The sequence below is a fragment of the Streptomyces sp. NPDC054975 genome (genome assembly GCF_053609105.1).
Genome location: NZ_JBSGWV010000062.1, coordinates 1 through 19,314 on the forward strand (window position 1 = coordinate 1; position 19,314 = coordinate 19,314).

Annotated in this window: 18 protein-coding genes and 1 pseudogene; 7 read left to right on the forward strand and 12 right to left on the reverse strand. The window is 71.9% G+C overall.

The genetic code is table 11. The features are described 5' to 3' along the window. Positions 1–1,635, forward strand: a pseudogene (locus ACWF79_RS31355) (AfsR family transcriptional regulator); the annotation flags it as partial. 27 nt (positions 1,636–1,662) lie between these two features. On the opposite strand, the gene ACWF79_RS31360 reads toward ACWF79_RS31355, so the two are convergent. From ACWF79_RS31360 to panB, 3 genes are all read right to left on the reverse strand, one after another. Further along, complete coding sequence (locus tag ACWF79_RS31360; protein ID WP_453731563.1) at positions 1,663–2,523, reverse strand: ABC transporter permease; 861 nt, start codon at positions 2,521–2,523, stop codon at positions 1,663–1,665. Beyond that, positions 2,520–3,512 (reverse strand): ATP-binding cassette domain-containing protein, encoded by a 993-nt coding sequence (locus ACWF79_RS31365; protein WP_453731564.1) that lies wholly within the window; start codon positions 3,510–3,512, stop codon positions 2,520–2,522. Before ACWF79_RS31365 ends, ACWF79_RS31360 begins: the two co-directional genes overlap by 4 nt. Before the next feature lie 109 nt (positions 3,513–3,621). Beyond that, on the reverse strand, positions 3,622–4,485 hold the full coding sequence (gene panB / locus ACWF79_RS31370) for a 3-methyl-2-oxobutanoate hydroxymethyltransferase (RefSeq protein ID WP_453731565.1): 864 nt from the start codon (positions 4,483–4,485) through the stop codon (positions 3,622–3,624). A gap of 311 nt (positions 4,486–4,796) precedes the next feature. Between panB and ACWF79_RS31375 the strand changes: the two genes are divergently transcribed. Next, on the forward strand, positions 4,797–5,819 hold the full coding sequence (locus tag ACWF79_RS31375; protein ID WP_453731566.1) for an endonuclease/exonuclease/phosphatase family protein: 1,023 nt from the start codon (positions 4,797–4,799) through the stop codon (positions 5,817–5,819). Positions 5,820–5,952: 133 nt separating this feature from the next. After that, complete coding sequence (locus tag ACWF79_RS31380; protein WP_453731567.1) at positions 5,953–7,203, forward strand: MFS transporter; 1,251 nt, start codon at positions 5,953–5,955, stop codon at positions 7,201–7,203. Here ACWF79_RS31380 and ACWF79_RS31385 read toward each other — a convergent pair. Together ACWF79_RS31385 and ACWF79_RS31390 are read right to left on the reverse strand one after the other, a co-directional pair. Continuing rightward, a complete protein-coding gene (locus tag ACWF79_RS31385) occupies positions 7,169–8,953 on the reverse strand; it encodes an NAD+ synthase (RefSeq protein ID WP_453731568.1) in 1,785 nt (594 codons plus the stop codon). The genes ACWF79_RS31380 and ACWF79_RS31385 overlap by 35 nt on opposite strands. Positions 8,954–9,038: 85 nt before the next feature. Continuing rightward, positions 9,039–9,926, reverse strand: a complete 888-nt coding sequence (locus ACWF79_RS31390; protein ID WP_453731569.1) for a DUF4190 domain-containing protein — start codon at positions 9,924–9,926, stop codon at positions 9,039–9,041. A gap of 290 nt (positions 9,927–10,216) precedes the next feature. Between ACWF79_RS31390 and ACWF79_RS31395 the strand changes: the two genes are divergently transcribed. Then, a complete protein-coding gene (locus ACWF79_RS31395; RefSeq protein WP_453731570.1) occupies positions 10,217–10,912 on the forward strand; it encodes a DUF998 domain-containing protein in 696 nt (231 codons plus the stop codon). After that, complete coding sequence (locus ACWF79_RS31400) at positions 10,909–11,736, forward strand: alpha/beta fold hydrolase (RefSeq protein ID WP_453731571.1); 828 nt, start codon at positions 10,909–10,911, stop codon at positions 11,734–11,736. Before ACWF79_RS31395 ends, ACWF79_RS31400 begins: the two co-directional genes overlap by 4 nt. A 52-nt stretch (positions 11,737–11,788) precedes the next feature. Here ACWF79_RS31400 and ACWF79_RS31405 read toward each other — a convergent pair whose 3' ends face one another. From ACWF79_RS31405 to ACWF79_RS31420, 4 genes are all read right to left on the reverse strand, one after another. Continuing rightward, entirely contained in the window at positions 11,789–12,208 is a 420-nt protein-coding gene (locus ACWF79_RS31405) for a CBS domain-containing protein (protein WP_453731572.1), read from the reverse strand. A gap of 118 nt (positions 12,209–12,326) precedes the next feature. Further along, complete coding sequence (locus ACWF79_RS31410) at positions 12,327–12,962, reverse strand: DUF305 domain-containing protein (protein WP_453731589.1); 636 nt, start codon at positions 12,960–12,962, stop codon at positions 12,327–12,329. Positions 12,963–12,964: 2 nt separating this feature from the next. Then, entirely contained in the window at positions 12,965–13,618 is a 654-nt protein-coding gene (locus ACWF79_RS31415) for a DUF3105 domain-containing protein (RefSeq protein WP_453731573.1), read from the reverse strand. A gap of 82 nt (positions 13,619–13,700) precedes the next feature. Beyond that, the gene (locus ACWF79_RS31420; protein WP_453731574.1) at positions 13,701–14,099 is read right to left on the reverse strand and encodes a hypothetical protein; all 399 of its coding nucleotides are present in this window, start codon (positions 14,097–14,099) and stop codon (positions 13,701–13,703) included. Positions 14,100–14,323: 224 nt separating this feature from the next. Between ACWF79_RS31420 and ACWF79_RS31425 the strand changes: the two genes are divergently transcribed. Both ACWF79_RS31425 and ACWF79_RS31430 read left to right on the forward strand, forming a co-directional pair. Next, entirely contained in the window at positions 14,324–15,685 is a 1,362-nt protein-coding gene (locus ACWF79_RS31425; protein WP_158986756.1) for a glutamine synthetase family protein, read from the forward strand. 95 nt (positions 15,686–15,780) lie between these two features. Continuing rightward, positions 15,781–16,269, forward strand: coding sequence for a GNAT family N-acetyltransferase (locus ACWF79_RS31430; RefSeq protein WP_453731575.1), 489 nt, complete (start codon positions 15,781–15,783; stop codon positions 16,267–16,269). 68 nt (positions 16,270–16,337) lie between these two features. On the opposite strand, the gene ACWF79_RS31435 is transcribed toward ACWF79_RS31430, so the two are convergent. From ACWF79_RS31435 to ACWF79_RS31445, 3 genes are read right to left on the reverse strand one after another with little or no spacing between them, the layout of a single operon-like run. Then, entirely contained in the window at positions 16,338–16,769 is a 432-nt protein-coding gene (locus ACWF79_RS31435; protein ID WP_453731576.1) for a VOC family protein, read from the reverse strand. Positions 16,770–16,816: 47 nt separating this feature from the next. After that, positions 16,817–16,990, reverse strand: a complete 174-nt coding sequence (locus ACWF79_RS31440; RefSeq protein ID WP_453731577.1) for a hypothetical protein — start codon at positions 16,988–16,990, stop codon at positions 16,817–16,819. Beyond that, positions 16,990–19,311, reverse strand: coding sequence for a PIG-L family deacetylase (locus ACWF79_RS31445; protein ID WP_453731578.1), 2,322 nt, complete (start codon positions 19,309–19,311; stop codon positions 16,990–16,992). The genes ACWF79_RS31440 and ACWF79_RS31445 overlap by 1 nt, the downstream gene beginning before the upstream one ends. Between the last annotated feature and the right edge of the window lie 3 nt (positions 19,312–19,314).

Here is a 19,314-nt window from a genome sequence, read left to right on the forward strand (position 1 = left end):
CTCGGCTCCCTTGTCGACAAGTCGCTCGTCGTCGCCGCGCCCGGCGACGACGGCGGGATGCGCTACCGGCTCCTGGAGACCGTCGCCGAGTACGCGGGGGAGCGGCTGGACGAGGCGGGGGACCGGGACGAGGCCGAGCGGCTCCACCTCGTGCACTACCGCGAGCTCGCCCGCGTCACCGACCCGCAGCTACGCGGCGGCGGCCAGCTCCGCGCCATGGCCTGGTTCCGGACCGAGTACGAGAACCTGCGCACGGCCCTGCGCCGCGCCGTCGCCGCCAGGGACGAGCACGAAGCGCTCGTGCTCGTCCACTGCCTCCTCTGGTACTGGCAGATGCGCGACCTCCGCGTCGACGGCCTGCACTGGGCCGAGGCCGTCGCCTCCCTCGGCCCGGACCCCTTCGCGGAGCCCGCAGCCCCCGTCGAACCCCTCCATGAGCCCGTCACGGCCGCGCCCCCGCCGCTGAGCGAGGCGCAGCTGTGGGAGGCACGGCGCGGGGTACGGCTGATCGAGCTGCTCAACATGGACTACATGACGGGCGACTGGACCACCCCCGAGGGCGTCGAGCGACTCAAGCGGATCACCCACGCCTACCGGCCCGGACTTCCGCAGACCTGCCGACTGCCCGGCTCCTTCGCCGTCTTCGCCGTCATGATCATCGGCGAGCCGGGCACGATGCGCGAGATGCTCGACGCCACCGTCTCCACCTGCCGCCGCCTCGGCTACGACTGGGAACTGGGCCACGCCCTCCAGTGGCGCGCCAACCTGCTGGCCCACCGCGTCGACTGGGCCGGCGACGCGGCCGCCGACGCCGACGAGAGCCTGGAGATCTTCGTCCGCCTCGACGACGCCTGGGGCGCGGCCGAGGCCCTCGCCTCGCGCGGCGAGGCCCGCGAGCGGCATCTCCGTTTCGAGGGCGCGGCCGAGGACTACGCCACCGCCATCGGCTATGCCGAGCGGGTCGGCGCCCAGTCCCAGATGGCGCTGTTGCGCGCCCGGTACGCCGACATGCTCGGCCTGACCGGACGCGAGGAGGAGGCCGAGGAGATCCTGCGCGCGGTCCTGGCGGGCGGGGACAGCCGGGGGCACGAAGCGATGCTCGCCGCCCGGCTGTTCCTGGCGATGCTGCTGGGCCGCACCGGTCGCACCACCGAGGCCCGCGCGCAACTGACCACGCTCATGGGCGACTTCAGCTCCCAGACCCTGTCGATCTTCGGCGGCTTCACTCTCGGCAGCCTGGCCTGGCTCGACAACCTCGACGGGGAGTACGCCTCGGCCCTCAGCCGTTCCAGGGAGGCCCTTGAGCGGTCCCTGGGCGCCCTGTCGATGATGGTCGCCCCCCAGATGCCCGCCGTCCATCTGGTCACCGCCGCCTGGGCGCTCGCCGGTCTCGGCGGCCCCCACGCGACCGTAGGCGCCCGGCTTTTGGGGGCCAACGCGGGCCTGGTCCCGGAAGGGCACCTGCTCTCGCCGCACGAGCGCGACAACCTGGAGCGCGCCACGGAGCTGGCCCGCTCCGTCCTCGGCGACGAGGCGTTCGAGGCCGCGTACGCCGAGGGCGGCGGCCTCTCCGTGGAGGAGGCCGCCGCCCTGCTCGAACGCGCCGACGCGATCCTGGGGCGCGCCGAGTCCTGATCCCGTACGGACCGAGTCCGTCCGCACTCAGGTCTTGTTACGGAACTTGGCCACCGCGAGCGGCGCCGTGACGGCCGTGATCACCACGGCCCAGCCGAGCGTCATCCACACCGAGTCGCCCACCGGCGTGCCGTTGATCATGGCCCGGGCGGCGTCGGCGAGGTTCGACAGCGGGTTGTACTCCGTGAAGGTCTCCAGCCAGCCGGGCATCGAGGACGTCGGGGCGAAGATCGAGGAACCGAACTGCAGCGGCATCAGCACCAGCATCGCCATGCCCTGCACGGCCTGCGCGGTCTTCATCGTCAGACCGAGCAGGATGAAGATCCACATCAGCGAGGCGCCGAAGACCATCGACAGACCGATGGCGGCGAACAGGTCCAGGACCGAGGTCTTGATCTCCAGACCGAGCAGGAAGCCCGTGCCGAGCAGGATCGCGGTGGCGATCAGCATCCGGCCGATCTCGACGACGATCTTCGCTATGAGGACGGAGGACCGGGCGATCGGCATCGTGCGGAACCGGTCCATCACCCCCTTCTTGAAGTCGTCGTTGACGCCCACTCCGACGGCCATGGCGATGTTCATCCCCATCATCGCCATCAGGCCGGGGGTCACGTAGTTGACGTACGCGTCGTTGTTGCCCTTGCCGGAGATCGCGCCGCCGAAGACGTACACGAAGAGCAGGATGAAGATGATCGGCATCAGGACCGCGTCGAACATCGACTCCGGGTCCTGCTTGATCTGCAGCGCGTTGCGCCGCACCAGCGCGCCGATGTGGCGGAGGTTGGCCCGCAGGCCGATCCGGCCTTCGCCGGAGGGCGAGCGCCGCACCGGGGCGGGGGCGCCGGCGGGAGGCTTGGCGACCGAGGTCGTCGTCGTGGTCGTGCTCATGCGGCGGCCTCCTGGGGAAGCGTGTCGGAAGCGGACGACTTCTCGCCCGTGATGGCCAGGAACACCTCGTCGAGGCTCGGCAGATGGGTGCCGATGTGCGCGATGCCGAAGCCGCGCGCGCCGAGGAGGCCCACGACGGCGGTCAGCTGCTCGTCGCTGAGGATCGGCACGTACAGCGCGTCCTCGTCGGGGACGATCGTCGAACCGGCGATGCCGTCGAGGCCGGACTCGCGCAGCGCCGCCGACATGGCCGGCAGGTCCGCCGGGTCCACGGGGCGGACCTTCAGCGTGCGGCCGCCGACCCGGGCCTTGAGCTCGTCGACCTTGCCGTTGGCGATGACCTTGCCCCGGTCGATGACCGTCAGCTCGCTCGCGAGCTGCTCGGCCTCCTCCATGTACTGGGTGGTGAGCAGGACGGTCACACCGTCGGCGACCATGCTCTGCACCTCGTCCCAGACCTCGTTGCGCGTGCGCGGGTCGAGGCCGGTGGTGGGCTCGTCCAGGTAGAGGACGGCCGGGCGGCCGATCATCGACGCGGCGAGGTCGAGCCGGCGGCGCATACCGCCGGAGTACTGCATGGCGGGCCGCTTGGCGGCCTCGGTGAGCGAGAACCGCTCCAGCAGCTCGTCGGCGCGGCGCCGGGCCTCCGGACGGGAGAGGTCGAGCAGCCGCCCGATCATGTACAGGTTCTCCCAGCCGGACAGCTTCTCGTCGACCGAGGCGTACTGGCCGGTCAGGCCTATGGTGCGGCGGAGCTGGCGGGGCTGCTTCACCACGTCGTAGCCGGCGACGACGGCGGTGCCGGCGTCGGGGACGATCAGGGTGGACAGGCAGCGGACGAGCGTGGTCTTGCCGGCGCCGTTCGGGCCCAGCACGCCGAGGACCGTGCCCTCGCGGACGTCGAGGTCGACCCCGTCGAGGGCCTTCGTCTCGCCGTAGTGCTTCACGAGGCCTCGTACCTCGACGGCGTTGTGTGTGGATCGCGTCATGGAGCCCACTACATCAGGCGCCACCGACAACGCACCGACAGACGACCGACAGACGACCGACAGCCCGCCGATGGGGGAAGTCGGCGGGCTGCGGTCCGTACCACCGTGGTCAGTGGAAGGTGTGCTCCTCGGCCGGGAACGCCCCGCCGGTGACGTCCTCCGCGAAGGCCCGGGCGGCGTCGCCGAGGGTCGCGCGGAGGTTCGCGTACTGCTTGGTGAAGCGCGGCACCTTGCCGCCGGTCAGCCCGGCCATGTCGGTCCAGACGAGGACCTGGGCGTCGGTGTCCGGGCCCGCGCCGATGCCGATGGTCGGGATGTGCAGGGAGCGGGTGACCTCGGCGGCCAGCTCGGCCGGGACGAGTTCGAGGACGACGGCGAACGCGCCCGCGTCCTGGGCCGCCTTGGCGTCGCTGAGCAGCCGGTGCGCGGCCTCGTCGGTGCGGCCCTGCACGCGGTAGCCCATGGTGTTCACGGACTGAGGGGTCAGGCCCAGGTGGGACATGACCGGGATACCGGCCTGGACGAGCAGCTCGGTCTGCGGCAGAGACCTTTCGCCGCCCTCCAGCTTGATCGCTCCGACGCCCGCGTCCTTGACGAGCCGGGTCGCGTTGCGCAGGGCCTGGACGGGCCCTTCCTGGTACGAGCCGAAGGGGAGGTCGCCGACGACGAGGGCGCGCTTGGTGCCCCGTACGACGGCGGCGGACAGGAGGGTCATCTCGTCCATCGTGACGGGCACGGTGGTGTCGTATCCGAGATGGCAGTTGCCCATGGAGTCGCCGACGAGCACGACCGGGATGCCGGCCTCGTCGAAGACGGACGCGGTCATCGCGTCGTAGGCGGTGAGCATGGGCCACTTCTCGCCACGGGCCTTGGCGGCGGCGATGTCGTGGACCGTGATACGGCGCGTGCCCTTGCCTCCGTACAGCGCCTTGCTGCTGTCGGGGGACTGCTTCGGGGCAGGCTGAAGCGTCATGGTGAACGGCTCCTTCGTCATCTCGAGGCGCCCTGACGGCGTCCCCGGACCACGTCCATGGTGGCACTTCCCGCGGTGAGGGGGGAAGTGGGGCGAAGTGGCGCTGTTCACACCGCCGTGCCGGAAGAAATGCGGGGTGTACGTACGAATGTGCGCGTTCTGTCACAGCCTCCCCGCCGGGCGCCGACCACCGGAACCCGCCGCACCGCCCCGTCGTCCCTCGTGGCAGTACGGCGAGCCCGGCATCACCTAGTGTCGACGTCGGGTCGCAGAGCAAGGCAGCACGACGGCAAGGCAGTGAGGACTGAGTGATGGCGCGGGTGGACATGACGGAGACCGAGAACGGCGGCGCCCGGAACGAGCGCTCCGGATCCCGGTTCCGAGCGGCGCTCGACCGCCTCCGCGGGGACCGGGGCATCTGGCGACGCGGCATCCTCCTCGCCCTCTGCGCGGTTCTGCTCACCCTGCTCATGGCCTTCCACGCCGAGATCCCCAACCGGATCGGCAACCTGGGCAGCCTCACCGAAACCTTCCTGCCCTGGCTGGGCGTCCTCGTGCCGGTCCTGCTGGTCCTGGCCCTGCTGCGGCGCTCCGCGACCGCCCTGATCGCGCTGCTCCTGCCGGCCGTGGTCTGGGTGAACCTCTTCGGCGGCCTGATCACCGACAAGTCGGAAGCGGGCGGCGACGTCACCTTCGCCACCCACAACGTGAACGCCGACAACCCCGACCCCGAGGGCACGGCCCGGCAGATCGCCGCGTCCGGCGCGGACGTGGTGGCCCTGGAGGAGCTCAAGGGCGACATGGTCCCGGTCTACGAGAGCGGCCTGGCCGACACGTACAAGTACCACTCGGTGCAGGGCACGGTCGGCCTGTGGAGCAAGTACCCGCTGCACGGCACCGGCCCCGTCGACACCGGGATGGGCTGGACCCGGGCGATGCGCGCCACCATCTCCACGCCGAAGGCCGAGGTCGCCGTCTACGTCGCCCACCTGCCGTCCGTGCGGGTCAGGATGAACGCGGGCTTCACCGCCAACCAGCGCGACAACAGCGCGAACATGCTGGGCGAGGCGATCGCCGCCGAGTCGCACGAGCGGGTCGTCCTGCTCGGCGACCTCAACGGCACGATGAACGACCGCTCGCTCAACGCCGTCACCGCGCAGATGCGCTCGACCCAGGGCGCCTCGGGCGACGGCTTCGGCTTCAGCTGGCCGGCCTCGTTCCCGATGGCGCGGATCGACCAGATCCTGGTGAAGGGCGTGGAGCCGGTCTCCTCCTGGACGCTGCCGGAGACGAAGAGCGACCACCTGCCGATCGCGGCGCGCGTCACCCTCTGAGCCCGAGGGGCCGGACGAGTCCGACTCGGACCGCGACCGCAACCTTCCCGTCACCTGGCCGAAGCCGCTGGGAACATTCCACCTGAGAGTATTTGTTCAGTCGAAGAACTATTCGTCTGGAAAGGCTCTCCCCATGCCCCTGGCGTTGCTCGCGCTCGCCGTCTCCGCCTTCGGCATCGGCACCACCGAGTTCGTGATGATGGGCCTGCTGCCCAACGTCGCCGAGGACCTCGGCACCTCCGTCCCCACCGCCGGACACCTCGTCTCGGCGTACGCGATCGGGGTCGTCATCGGCGCCCCGCTGCTCACGGCCCTCGGCTCGCGCGTGCCGCGCAAGAAGATGCTGCTCCTGCTGATGGCCCTCTTCGTCGTCGGCAACCTGGCCTCCGCGCTCGCGCCCGGCTTCGGCTGGCTGGTCGCGGGCCGGGTCCTCGCTGGGCTGCCGCACGGCGCGTTCTTCGGCGTCGGCGCCGTCGTCGCCGCCCGGCTCGTGGCCGAGGGACGGCAGGCACGGGCCGTCGCGACGATGTTCCTGGGGCTCACGGTCGCCAACATCCTCGGCGTACCGGCGGCGACCCTGCTCGGCCAGCACCTCGGCTGGCGGTCCACCTTCCTCGTGGTCACCGTCATCGGCCTGCTCGCCATGGCGGCGCTCGCCCGGCTCGTGCCGTACGTCCCCGTCGACGAGCGGCAGAGCCTGGGCCGCGAGGTCCGCGCGCTCGGCCGGCCGCAGGTGCTGCTCGGCCTGCTCACCGCCGTCTTCGGCTTCGCGGGCGTCTTCGCCGTCTACTCCTACCTCGCCTCGATGACCACCGAGGTGATGGGCCTCGGGGAATCCTCCGTCACCCTGGTCCTCGCCCTCTTCGGCATCGGCATGACAGCCGGCGCGCTGGCCGCGGGCCCGCTCACCGACCGTGCGCTGCGCCCGACGCTGTACGGCTCCCTCGCCGCCCTCGCGCTCGTCCTCGTCGCCTTCCGCTTCACGATCCACGTGCCCTGGCTGGCCCTGGTCACCGTTGTCGTCCTCGGCGCCGTCGGCTTCATGACCACCACCCCGCTCCAGATGCTGGTCATGAACAAGGCCAAGGACGCCCCGACCCTGGCCTCCGCCTCCAACCACTCCGCCTTCAACCTGGCCAACGCGGGCGGCGCCTGGGCAGGCGGCGCGGCCATCGCCACCGGCTGGGGCTGGACCTCCCCGACCCTGGTCGGCGCGGTGCTCGCGGCCGTCGGCCTGGCGGTCGCGGCGGTGGCGGGCCTGCTCGACCGCACGCGTACGCCCACGGCGGAGGGCGCCTCCCGCGTCATCGCGGGAAGCGCCCCGGTCGCCGACGGGCAGGCGCAGGCCGTCAGTGGATCGGGGACTCGCGCCAGCGGTTCGTGACCGGCAGGCGGCGGTCCTTGCCGAAGCCCTTGGCCGAGATCTTGGTGCCCGGCGGGTACTGGCGGCGCTTGTACTCCGCCATGTCCACCATCCGCAGCGTCCGCGTCACCAGCTCCTCGTCGAAGCCGGCCGCGACGATCGCGTCCCGGCCCTGGTCGCGGTCGACGTACAGGGCCAGGATCCGGTCCAGGACGTCGTAGTCCGGCAGCGAGTCCGTGTCGACCTGGCCCGGGCGCAACTCGGCGCTCGGCGGCTTGACGATCGAGCTCTCCGGGATCGGCGGGGTCATGCCGCGTTCCTCGGCCGCCCGGTTGCGCCAGCGAGCCAGGCGGAACACGGTCGACTTGTAGACGTCCTTGATGGGCCCGTACGCGCCGACCGAGTCGCCGTACAGCGTCGAGTACCCCACCGCCAGCTCGGACTTGTTGCCCGGCGCGAGGACGAGGTGGCCCTCCTGGTTGGAGATCGCCATCAGCGTCGTGCCGCGCAGCCGGGACTGGAGGTTCTCCTCCGCGAGGCCCGTGAGGCCGAGCGCGTCCATGTACGCGTCGAACATCGGCTCGATCGACACCGTACGGAAGTTCAGTCCGGTGCGCCGGGCCAGGTCGGCCGCGTCGCCGCGCGAATGGTCCGAGGAGTACTTCGACGGCATCGAGACGCCGTACACGTTCCGCGCGCCGACCGCGTCGCAGGCGATCGAGGCGACGAGCGCCGAGTCGATGCCGCCGGACAGGCCGATGAGCACCGAACGGAATCCGTTCTTCGCGATGTACGCGCGCAGGCCCACGACCAGCGCCGAGTACACCTCCTCGTCGTCCTCCAGCCGGTCCGCGTAACCGCCCGTCAACTCCGGCTCGTAGGCGGGCAGCGGTTCCTCGGAGAGGATGACCCGGTCGATCCGCAGCCCGTCGTCGACACGCTGTCCATCAGCGACTGCGTCGCGGGCCGTCGGCGCGTCGGGGGCGGCGGCCGGCAGGTCGAGGTCCACGACGACCGTGCCCTCGGAGAACTGCGGGGCCCGCGCCACGACCTCGCCGTGCCTGTCGACCACGATCGAGTCGCCGTCGAAGACCAGGTCGTCCTGGCCGCCGATCATCGCGACGTACGCGGTGGTGCAGCCCGCCTCCTGGGCGCGCTTGCGGACCAGTTCGAGCCGCGTGTCGTCCTTGTTCCGCTCGTACGGCGAGGCGTTGATCGAGATGAGCAGCCCGGCACCGGCGCTACGGGCGGCCGGCACCCGGCCACCCTCCTGCCACAGGTCCTCGCAGATCGCGAGGGCCACGTCGACGCCGTGGACCCGGACGACGGGCATCGTGTCGCCCTGCACGAAGTAGCGGAACTCGTCGAAGACCCCGTAGTTGGGCAGGTGGTGCTTGGCGAACCGCAGCACCACCTCGCCCCGGTGCAGCACGGCGGCCGCGTTCTCCGGCGACCCGGCGGGCCGGCCGAGCCGGGGCTCGGCGCGGTCCGAACGGTCGAGATAGCCGACGATCACGGGCAGTTCCCCGAGGCCCTCGGCGTCCAGGCGCCGGGCGAGCGCCCGTAGGGCGGCCCGGGACGCCTCGACGAAGGACGAGCGCAGTGCGAGGTCCTCGACGGGGTAGCCGGTCAGCACCATCTCGGGGAACGCGACCAGATGCGCGCCCTGCTCGGCGCAGTGCCGGGTCCAGCGGACGACCGCCTCGGCGTTGCCGGAGAGGTCGCCGACGGTCGAGTCGATCTGATTCAGAGCGAGGCGTAGTTGAGGCACCCGCCCAGTGTAATCGTCAGACCGACGCTATGTCCTGTGGACGGATGCCTCGTGTACGGATCCTCGTGTACGGCCGTTCCCCGGACTACTTCGTCGGGCCGATCCAGATCGCGTTCTCGTGGTCCAGGATCGTCGGGCTCAGCTCGACCTGCATCTCGCCGCTCGCGTCGGCGGGGAGCGAGAAGGCGAAGTTGCCCTTGGCCTGCTTGCCGGGGAGCACGTTGCCCTGGAACATCTGGGTGGCGTTGCTGCCGTCGAAGATGGCGTCGGCCTGCGCGCCCTCCGCGTCGCTCGCGTCCACCAGGGCGCCCGTGACGTCGAGGGTCTCCTTGCTGCCGTTGACGATCGTGACCGTCACCTGGAACGCGCTGTTGCCCTTGGTGTGGCCGGCGGCGAACTGGTCGGGCTTGTACGCACGCGGCTTGGAGACGGTCACCTTGATCCCGTCCTCGTACGCGAAGGTCTGACCGAACTTCAGCGCGGCCGGGGCGGTCTCGGTGGGCTCCGGGTCCGCCGCGGGCTCCTTGCTGGCGCCGGGCGTGGCCGGGGCCGAAGAGGCCTTCTCCTGCTTGGCGATCTCCTCGTCGATCCCCTTCTTGATGTCCTCCACGGCCACGGCGAAGAAGATCACCCAGGCGATGGAGGCGACGAGCGCGAGGGCGCCGAGGATGATGCCGGAGAGGGCCGCGCCCTTGTTCGTGGCCTCGCCCTTACGAGCCCGGCCGTGGCCGATGATGCCGAAGATCAGCGCCAGGATGCCCAGGATCGCGCCGAGCCAGAACGTGAGCGGGAAGAGCCCGAAGAGGAGGCCGACGATGCCCAGGACGAGCGCGGCCACGCCGAGTCCGTTGCGGGGCTGCTGGAACGGGGGCGGCATCCCCGGTATGCCGGTCGGGGGCATGCCGGGCGCGGCCGCGCCGGCGGACGGAGGACCCCAGGGGTTCTGATCGGGGGAGCTGGTGGGCGTGGTCATGCGGAGTCCTCCGGACTGGCTGGGCTGGATGCCTGACGTTAGGCCAGCTGATTATGGAGGAGCCAGGGATTTTGTGATCAACCGGTGTCCATGAAGCGGACCTTCGCCGCACACGGGCGCCGACCATGAACGTTCTCGCCGCACACGCGCGCCGTCCGGGAACGCCCTCGCCCGCACACGCGGGCCGTCCGGGAACGCCCCGCCGCCTGCGTACGGGGGCCGGAGCCGGCCCCGTTGCTCCACCCCGACCACCAGGGCACCGCGGTGTCCGCATAGCATCAACGACCACCATGTCCCTTTCCCGGCCCGACCGTGCCGCCCGAGCCACAGCCGCCCTGCTCCTCCTCGGCGCGCTCGCGTACAGCGCCTGGGTGCTCGAAGTCGTCCTGCGGACCGGGCTCGACCCGGTCCGCACGTACGTCTCCGAACTGGCCGCCGCCGACCAGCCCTTCGGGGGCTTCTTCCGCGCGAGCGACCTCACGGCCGGACTCCTGGTCCTCGCGGCGGCGGTGACGGCACTGTGGAGGACCCGCCGCGGAGCCACGAGGCCCCACCGTCTCGTCCTCCTCGGCTGGGGCGCGCTCGCGCTCTTCGGGGCCGCCACCGCCGCCGACTCGCGGCTGCCGCTCAGTTGCGCCCCGACCGACGACCCGGCGTGCGCCGCCCGGGAGGCCGCCGGGCTGGTCCCGGCCACCCATACGGCCCATGCCGTCAGCTCCAGCCTCGCCGTGGCCGCGGCCCTGGCCGCCATGCTCGCCCTGACCCTCGCCGCCCGCCGCCACCGCCTGTGGCGGCCCCTCGCCCGGACCGGACCCGTCCTCGTCGCCCTCGAACTGGCCGCCACCGTCTGGACCCTCGCCGGCGTCGCCGCGTTCGAGGCCGGCCGGAGCACCTGGGCCCTGGGGGCCGGGCAGCGGCTCCAGGTGCTGCTCGTGGCAGTCTGGCTCGCAGTACTCGCCGTCTCCATGGCCAGGGAGCGACCTTGAGCGTGTTCGTACGGGTCGGGGGCGTGGCCCACCACGTCGTCGTCGAAGGCACCGGACCCGTCTGCGTGCTCAGCGCCGGCCTCGGGATGAGCTGGTTCGACTGGGACCCGGTCGTCCCGCTGCTCGCCCCCCACCGCACGGTCGTCCGCTTCGACCGGCCCGGCCACGGCCTCTCCGCCCCGGCCGCCGTCCCGCCCTCCGCCACGGGCGAGGCCCACCGCATCGCCGGCCTCCTCGACGCGCTGTCCCTGCCCGGCCCGGTCACCGTCGTCGGCCACTCCATCGCCGGTTTCCACGCGGAGGCCTTCGCCCGGCTGCACCCGGCCCGTACCGCCGGGCTCGTCCTCGTCGACGCGTCCGTCGAGGAAGACGCCCGTACGCCCGCCGCCCCCGCCCTGCGCACCGCCGCCGCCCGCGGCCTCGGCACCCTGCTGTCCGCCGCCGGAGTCCCGGCCGCCCTCGGACCGGCCGCCCGCCGCGCCACCGTACGGCTCTCCCGCGCCGGCGGCGGGGACCCGGCACCCACCGCCCTCGTACGCCGCTGCTACCGCACCTCGCGCGTGCTGCAGGGCGCGCTCCTGGAGAACACCCACTACCGCGCGGTGGCCGCCGAACTCCTCGCCCTGCGCGAGCGCACGCCGCTGCCGCCCGGCGCCCCGGTCACCGTCCTCGCAGCCCCGGACGGCTCCGCCCGCTGGGCGCGCCGCCAGCACGCACTGGCCCGGCGGCTCGGCGCCCGCTACGAGGCGGTCGAGCCGTCGGGCCACCTGGTCATGCTGGACCGCCCGGACGCGGTGGCCCGGGCGGTACTGGCACCGAGTTGAACCGCCTCAGGAGCCCCGGGGAGCCTCGGGGGTCTCGTGAGCCTCAGGGGCCTCAGCGCGGGGCGTAGACGCTCTCGCAGAACGAGTGGATCTGCTCGTCCGACAGATGCTGGGCGAGATCGGCCTCGCTGATCATGCCGATGAGCCGCTTGTTCTCGATGACGGGCAGGCGGCGGATCTGGTGGCTCTGCATCTCCTCCAGCACCTCGCCCACGTCCGAACTCGCCTCGATCCAGCGCGGGGTGCCCTTCGCCATCTCTCCGCAGGTGATCTTCGACGGATCGTGGCCCATGGCCACACAGCCGATCACGATGTCGCGGTCCGTGATGATGCCGCAGAGACGTTCGTTCTCGTCCGCGATCGGCAGGGCGCCGACGTTCAGGTCGCGCATCATCTGCGCCGCGCGGTCGAGCGTCTCGTGAACCGGGATCCACCGGGCCCCGGGGTGCATGATGTCCTTCGCCGTGGTCATGGGGTGCGTACCTCCGTAGCACGTCGTCGTACGTCCCCGAGCGTCACCCATTGTCCGCGTACACGGCGGCCCCCGCGACCGCTGGGGTCACGGGGGCCGTGGTGAGGGGCCGTCCGGCTCAGGAGCGCGGCTTCGCGCCCCGCTCCTTCAGCAGGTCCGTCATCAGGCCGATCTCGGACTGCTGCGCGTCGACCATGCCCTGCGCGAGGTTCCGCTCGACGTCCACCGAGCACCGGTCCACACAGCCCTGGGCCATGTGCACACCGCCCTTGTGGTGGTCGGTCATCAGCTGGAGGTAGAGGATCTCCGCCTCCTTGCCGCTCGCCTTCCGCAGGCGGTCGAGCTCGGTGTCGGTCGCCATGCCGGGCATCAGCGCCCCGTCGACCGGACCGGTGTCACCGTGCCCGCCCATGCCCATCCAAGCCATCGGCTCGGTGCCCGACTCGATCTTCGGCAGCCCCCACAGGTCCAGCCAGCCCAGCATCATGCCGCGCTGGTTGGCCTGCGTGTTGGCGATGTCGTACGCCAGCCGGCGGATGTCCGCGTCCTCGGTGCGGTCCCGGACGATGAACGACATCTCGACGGCCTGCTGGTGATGGACCGACATGTCACGGGCGAACCCCGCGTCCGCCGAGGCCGACGTCGGTGACGCCGGCGCGTCCTCCCGGTCGGCGGAGGCGACCGTGACGGCACCCCCCGCGAAGAGCGTCGCGAGGACGACGGCGGCGATCGACGCCCCGTGCGTGCGGGTCAGCCTCACTGGGTGGCTCCGATGCCACCGGAGCAGGCCGCGCCCGGCTCGGGGGTCTGCGGGCCCTGCACGTACTTGGTGAAGAAGGCGTCGACCCGCGGGTCGCTCGCGCTGTCCACGGTCACCTGCTTGCCCCAGGCGCTCAGCATGATCGCGCCGGCCTGGTCGTCGACCGGGCTCATCAGGCTGTACGGGGTCTTGCCGACCTTCTCGGCCAGCTTCTTCACCTCGGCCTCGGGGGCCTTCTTGTTGTACGTGACCCAGACCGCGCCGTGCTCCAGCGAGTGCACGGCGTTCACCTCGGCGATCTTCGTCGTGTAGACGTCGCCGTCGCAGTTCTGCCAGACCTGGTCGTGGTCACCGCCGACCGGCGGCTTCATCTCGTAGGTGACCGGGGTGGTCACGTGGTTGCGGCCGAGCTTCTTCGCGTCCCAGGACTTCTCGTCCTTGATGGGGGCCTTGGCTGCGGCCTCCTGCTGCTCCTTCTTCTCGGACTGCTGGTTCAGCACGTAGCCGCCGAAGCCGACGAGGCCCAGGACGACCACGGCGGAGACGCCGATGGTGATGAAGCGGTTGCGGCGCTCGCGGGCCTGCTCGGCGCGGCGCATCTCCTCTATTCGGGCGCGGCGGTCGGCGTTGGCGGAGCGGTTGGCGGCCATGGTGGTGTCGTCCTTCTCGGATGTGGGGTGGCGTCAGGCGTCGGGCGTGAGCCGGGGCGGGGGGTGGATACGGCCCGTCGGCTCAGGTCCGCAGGACTTGAAGGACGTGCAGGTCCGGCGCGCGTGGCTGCGCGGCGGAGCGGGGTGCCCGACCGGAGTCGTACGCCGTTACGGGGCCCGGGAGCCGGCCCTCCGCGTGTGGCGGGGGGTCGAGCGGCGGCGCGGTGAGCACCGCGGGGCTGAGCGAGGGGATGAGGGAGCAGTCGCCGCGGTCGTACGGACAGACGTACTCGTTCACGACGACGGTGACGGGCTGGCCCGCGACGGCAGCGAGCTCATGGTGTCGTTCCCCATGGCCGACGGCGGCCGGCTCACCGCCCCCCAGACAGACGAAGAGCGCGGCGAGGAGCGTCGCCACGGCACTCGCCAGTGCCATGGGACGCGCGCGCCGGGACAGGCGTACGAACGGAGGGCCCCCCATGGGCGGAGATCGTAGTGGCCGGAGCGCCGCGTGGGGACACTCGGGGGCAACCGCGGAGCGAACAGACGCCCGGAACCGGCCTGGCCCCCGTTACCTGAGTCACACGCGACCGGGCACTATGGGTGTGCAACGTGCGCGAAACCATGTGGTGGGATGCTCAGGTGCCCTCCGATGGCCCGAGGCGGTGGGAACAGGCGGCCTGACCAGCAAAGATGGGTGTGGAAATGGACAAGCAGCAGGAATTCGTGCTCCGGACGCTGGAAGAGCGTGACATCCGGTTCGTGCGCCTGTGGTTCACCGACGTACTCGGCTTCCTGAAGTCGGTGGCCGTGGCGCCCGCCGAGCTGGAGCAGGCGTTCGACGAGGGCATCGGCTTCGACGGTTCCGCCATCGAGGGCTTCGCCCGCGTCTACGAGTCGGACATGATCGCCAAGCCGGACCCGGGCACCTTCCAGATCCTGCCCTGGCGCGCGGAGGCCCCGGGCACGGCCCGGATGTTCTGCGACATCCTCATGCCGGACGGCTCTCCCTCCTTCGCGGACCCGCGTTTCGTCCTCAAGCGCATCCTGGCCAAGACCTCGGACCTGGGCTTCACCTTCTACACCCACCCCGAGATCGAGTTCTTCCTGCTGAAGGACAAGCCGCTGGACGGCACGAAGCCGACCCCCGCCGACAACTCGGGCTACTTCGACCACACCCCGCAGAACGTGGGCATGGACTTCCGCCGTCAGGCGATCACGATGCTCGAATCGATGGGCATCTCGGTGGAGTTCAGCCACCACGAGGGCGCGCCGGGCCAGCAGGAGATCGACCTCCGCTACGCGGACGCGCTGTCGACGGCCGACAACATCATGACGTTCCGCCTGGTCATGAAGCAGGTGGCGCTGGAGCAGGGCGTCCAGGCCACCTTCATGCCGAAGCCGTTCTCGGAGTACCCGGGCTCGGGCATGCACACCCACCTCTCCCTCTTCGAGGGCGACCGCAACGCGTTCTACGAGTCGGGCGCGGAGTACCAGCTCTCCAAGGTGGGCCGCTCCTTCATCGCCGGCCTCCTGAAGCACGCGGCCGAGATCTCGGCCGTCACCAACCAGTGGGTCAACTCCTACAAGCGCATCTGGGGCGGCTCGGCCCGCAGCGCGGGCGCGGGCGGCGAGGCCCCCTCGTACATCTGCTGGGGCCACAACAACCGCTCGGCCCTGATCCGCGTCCCGATGTACAAGCCGGGCAAGACGGGCTCGTCCCGCGTCGAGGTCCGCTCGATCGACTCGGGCGCCAACCCCTACCTGACCTACGCGGTCCTCCTCGCGGCGGGCCTCAAGGGCATCGAGGAGGGCTACGAACTCCCGGCCGGCGCCGACGACGACGTCTGGGCCCTCTCGGACGCCGAACGCCGCGCGATGGGCATCGAGCCGCTCCCGCAGAACCTGGGCGAGGCGATCGCCCTGATGGAGAAGAGCGAACTGGTGGCGGAAACCTTGGGCGAGCACGTCTTCGACTTCTTCCTGCGCAACAAGAAGCAGGAGTGGGAGGAGTACCGCTCCGAGGTCACCGCCTTCGAGCTGCGGAAGAACCTGCCGGTGCTGTAAGTCCGGGCCGGCTCGGGGACTTCCGGGGGACCTCCGCCGCCGCCGCGCTCGAAAAGGAGCTGCGGGGGCGGCGTCGGCGGTGGTAGCCAGGCGGGATGGATGAGTTGTTGAGCGAGCGGCTGGTGTTGCGTCGGCTGACCCCCGGTGACGCCGCGCGGATCGTCGCCCTGCTGCCCGAGTCCCCGGGGCAGTGGGCCGAAGGGTATCCCTCCGACGCGGATGTCCACGTGGCGCAGCGGTTTCTGGACGCGCGGGCCGAGCACGGGGATCCGGGGGTGTTCGGGCCGTACGAGATACGGCGCCGGGACGATCAGGTCGCCGTCGGGGGGATCGGGTTCCACGGGCCGCCCGACGAGAAGCGGTTCGTGACCGTGGGGTACGGGCTCGCGCCCGGTGTACGGGGGCAGGGGTACGCCACCGAGGCGCTGCGCGCGCTCCTCGAACTGGCCCGCGCCCAGGGCGTCGCCGGAGCCAAGGGCGACGCCGACCTCGGGAACGTCGCCTCGCAGCGCGTCATGGAGGCCGCCGGGATGCGGTACGCGGGGGAGGACGAGCGCGTGCGGTTCTACCGGGTGGAGTTCTAGGGGAGGGGGCGAGCGCCCACGGGCGCCCCCCGAGCGCCCCCTAGGGGCTGCCCGGCCTCCCCCCGCCCTCAGCGTTCCGAGAGTTCCGACGGGGCCTCCTGGACCACCCAGCCGTTGCCGTCCGGGTCCGTGAACGTCATGAACGAGTTCCACGTCTCGCCCTTGCCCGCCTCCCAGCCCGTCGCTCCCACATGGCGGACGGGGCTGACGTCCACGCCCCGGCCGACCAGCTCCTCGCGCGCCGCCTCGATGTCCGTCACGCAGAGCTGGAGGCCCTGCAGGCTGCCCGGGGCCATCGCCTTCGCGCCCGGCATCGGAGGCATGCCGTTCTCCATCGCGATGGAGCAGCGCGAGCCCGGCGGTGTCGCCTGGATGAGGCGGATCCCCGGCGCGACCTCGGTGTCGAGGTCGATCGTGAAGCCGCACCTGTCGCCGTAGAACTCCTTCGCCCGGTCCAGGTCGGTCACCGGGACGAGGACGACTTCGAGCGTCCAGTTCATCGAAAGACTCCTCACCAACACCAGCGGGTCCGGCCGAACGGCTCACCCTAGGCGCAGCCGACGGCCGCGCGCGGTGCGACGGCGAGCACCAGAGCGGTCCCACCGTCGCCCACGAACGCCCCCGCGCGCACGTCGAATCGCCCATACCGGCCGTACTTCTCGACATACGCGCCGGCCGGTGCCCGCAACCGCGCCTCGTCCGTCACCTGGACGGCCCCCACTATCGGACCGTGGGCGTCCAGTGCAGCTTTCCGTCCAGGCCCATGGTCGCCACGCCGTCCACGGCCGCGCCCGGAGCGCCGGAGAACAGGAAGTTCTGCAGCGTCCACAGCGGGGCGCCCGTGCCGCCGTTGCCGGCCGTCGCCAGGACACCCGTACGGGAGCGGACCGCGAGCGTGTTGGAGCCGCCGCCGATGGGGCCGGGGCCCGCCACGCCGCCGGCCAGCTGGGCGGCCGGTGCGGTGAAGCGGCCGCCCGTGCCCGGGAAGTCGGCCGTGCGGACGTCGCTCGAGGACGGCTTGCGGAACCAGAGCCGTACGCCGTCGCCCGTCGGCGTCGGGCCGACGTTCAGGGCCAGCGTCGTCGCCGGCAGACCGGTCGTCCGCGGCCCGCTCAGCGGGGCGCCGGGAGCCGGCTGCGACCAGGTGAGGACGGTCGTCGACGTGCCCGCGAAGACATGGATCCGGCCCGCCGCGTCCGTCGTCGCCACCGGGTCGCTGTACAGCGGGGCGGAGATGACCGTGCCGAGGAAGGGCCTGGTGCCGCTCGAGGACCTGCCGGAGCCGAAGCCCACGGTGCTCTGGGCGCCCGCGTCCGCGGTGCCCGCCGCGCCGGCGGATGCGCTCTCCGCGGTCGCGGACGCCGTGGCGGGTGAGGTCGTCGTGCCCGTCGTGTGCTTGCCCGCCGCCGCCGGGGTGACCGCGGCCTTGCTGCGCCACTGGTCCCAGGTGCCGTTCGCGAGCTGCTGGCGGACCGTCAGGCGGTGCGCGCTGTCGCGCACGGCCACCGTGATCCGGCCCGTCCCGTCGACCGCCGCCGCGGGGGCGCTGATGTCCGACGAACCCAGGGCGTCGCTCTGCTCGGGGGTGCCGAGCGAACGCCACGCCCCGAACGCGCCACCCGGTGCCGACTGCTCGGTGGTCACCACTTCGCGGCGGTACGCCGCCGCCGTGTCGCCGATCGTCGTCCGCGTGCCGAAGACGGCGATCCGGCCGTCCGGGAGCCGCACCGACGTCACGCCGGCGTCCAGGCCCGCGCCCGCGAGCAGCTCCGGCCCCTGCCACTCCGCGGCACCGGCCGGCCTCGTCCACACCGCGAGGCGGCCGTCGAGCACCGAGAACGCGCGCAGGCCGCCGTCCCGCTCGCGCTGCACCCAGGAGGTGGAGTTGCCCCGGGCGTACCGGATGGTCCTGGTCCAGCCGGAGCCGGCCGGCCGGTCGGCCACCTTGAGGTCGCCGCAGCCGACCGGGTCACCGCAGTCGTTGACCCCGTCCGACCAGGAGTACGTCCGCATCGTGCTCAGCTTGGCCTCGGCCGTCTCGGCGTCGAGGGTGCGCGGCAGCGAGCTCGTGGGGTAGCCGAGGTAGTTCTGCACGCCGAAGTGCGGGCGGCCCGACGCGGTCGACCGGGTGGCGTACCGCTCCAGGGCGGCCTGCGCGAACCGGGCGCCGTAGACGTGGTCCTGGTGGTCGGTGAGCGTCCCGGTCCGGTGCTTGCCCGGCGTCGGGTCCTGGATCCGCACGAACGTCGGCCGGATCCGCTCCAGGACGCCGACGATGGCGTCGATCATCTGATCCTTGGTGTACGTGAAGTCCGAGGTGACCGGGGTGCCGGTGGCCCGCTGGGAGGCGAGGACCTGGACCCGGCCGTTCCACAGGCCGTTCATGCTCTCCGGCCGGTCGGCGCTGATCGCCCCGGCCTCGCGCACCTGCATCCAGACCAGGCTGACCTGCGGTGCGGCGCGCAGGACGTCCAGCTGGGCGGCCCCGCCGCCGACGGTGGGTATGGAGACGCGGTCCCAGGGGCTGGTGCGGCTGCCGGTCGCCATCTCGGCGTAGGCCGCGCGTATGCCGTTCTGCCGGGCGGCCGCGTAGCCGGCCTTGTCGGGGGCGGGCTGGGGTATGTCGCCGCGGCGGGCGTTGACGCCGTCGGCCTCGCCCGCCGTCAGGTACACCGTCGTCAGCGACCGGCCGGAGCGTATCGACTGGGCTATGTCGGGGTTCATGAAGAACAGGTCGTCGTCCGGGTGGGCCACGATCTGCGCCACGGCGACGTCGGGGGTACGAACCGGTGTCGCGGCCGCCGGGAACGCCTGCTCGACCGCCTTCCCGGAGCGGGCCGCGGCCGCGGGGCCGAAGGGGCTGTCCGCCTCGTCTCCGGTGTGGTCGGGCGTCGGTACGGGTGGCTTGGCCTGGCCGCCCGCGGCCTCGGCTCCGAAGACGGAGCCGGAGGTCAGCTGCAGGATTCCTACGAAGGAACCGGTGACGACGGCGGTCGTCGTCAGCACGGAGAGAGAACGGAGACGGCGGCGGCGGGCAGGCATCGA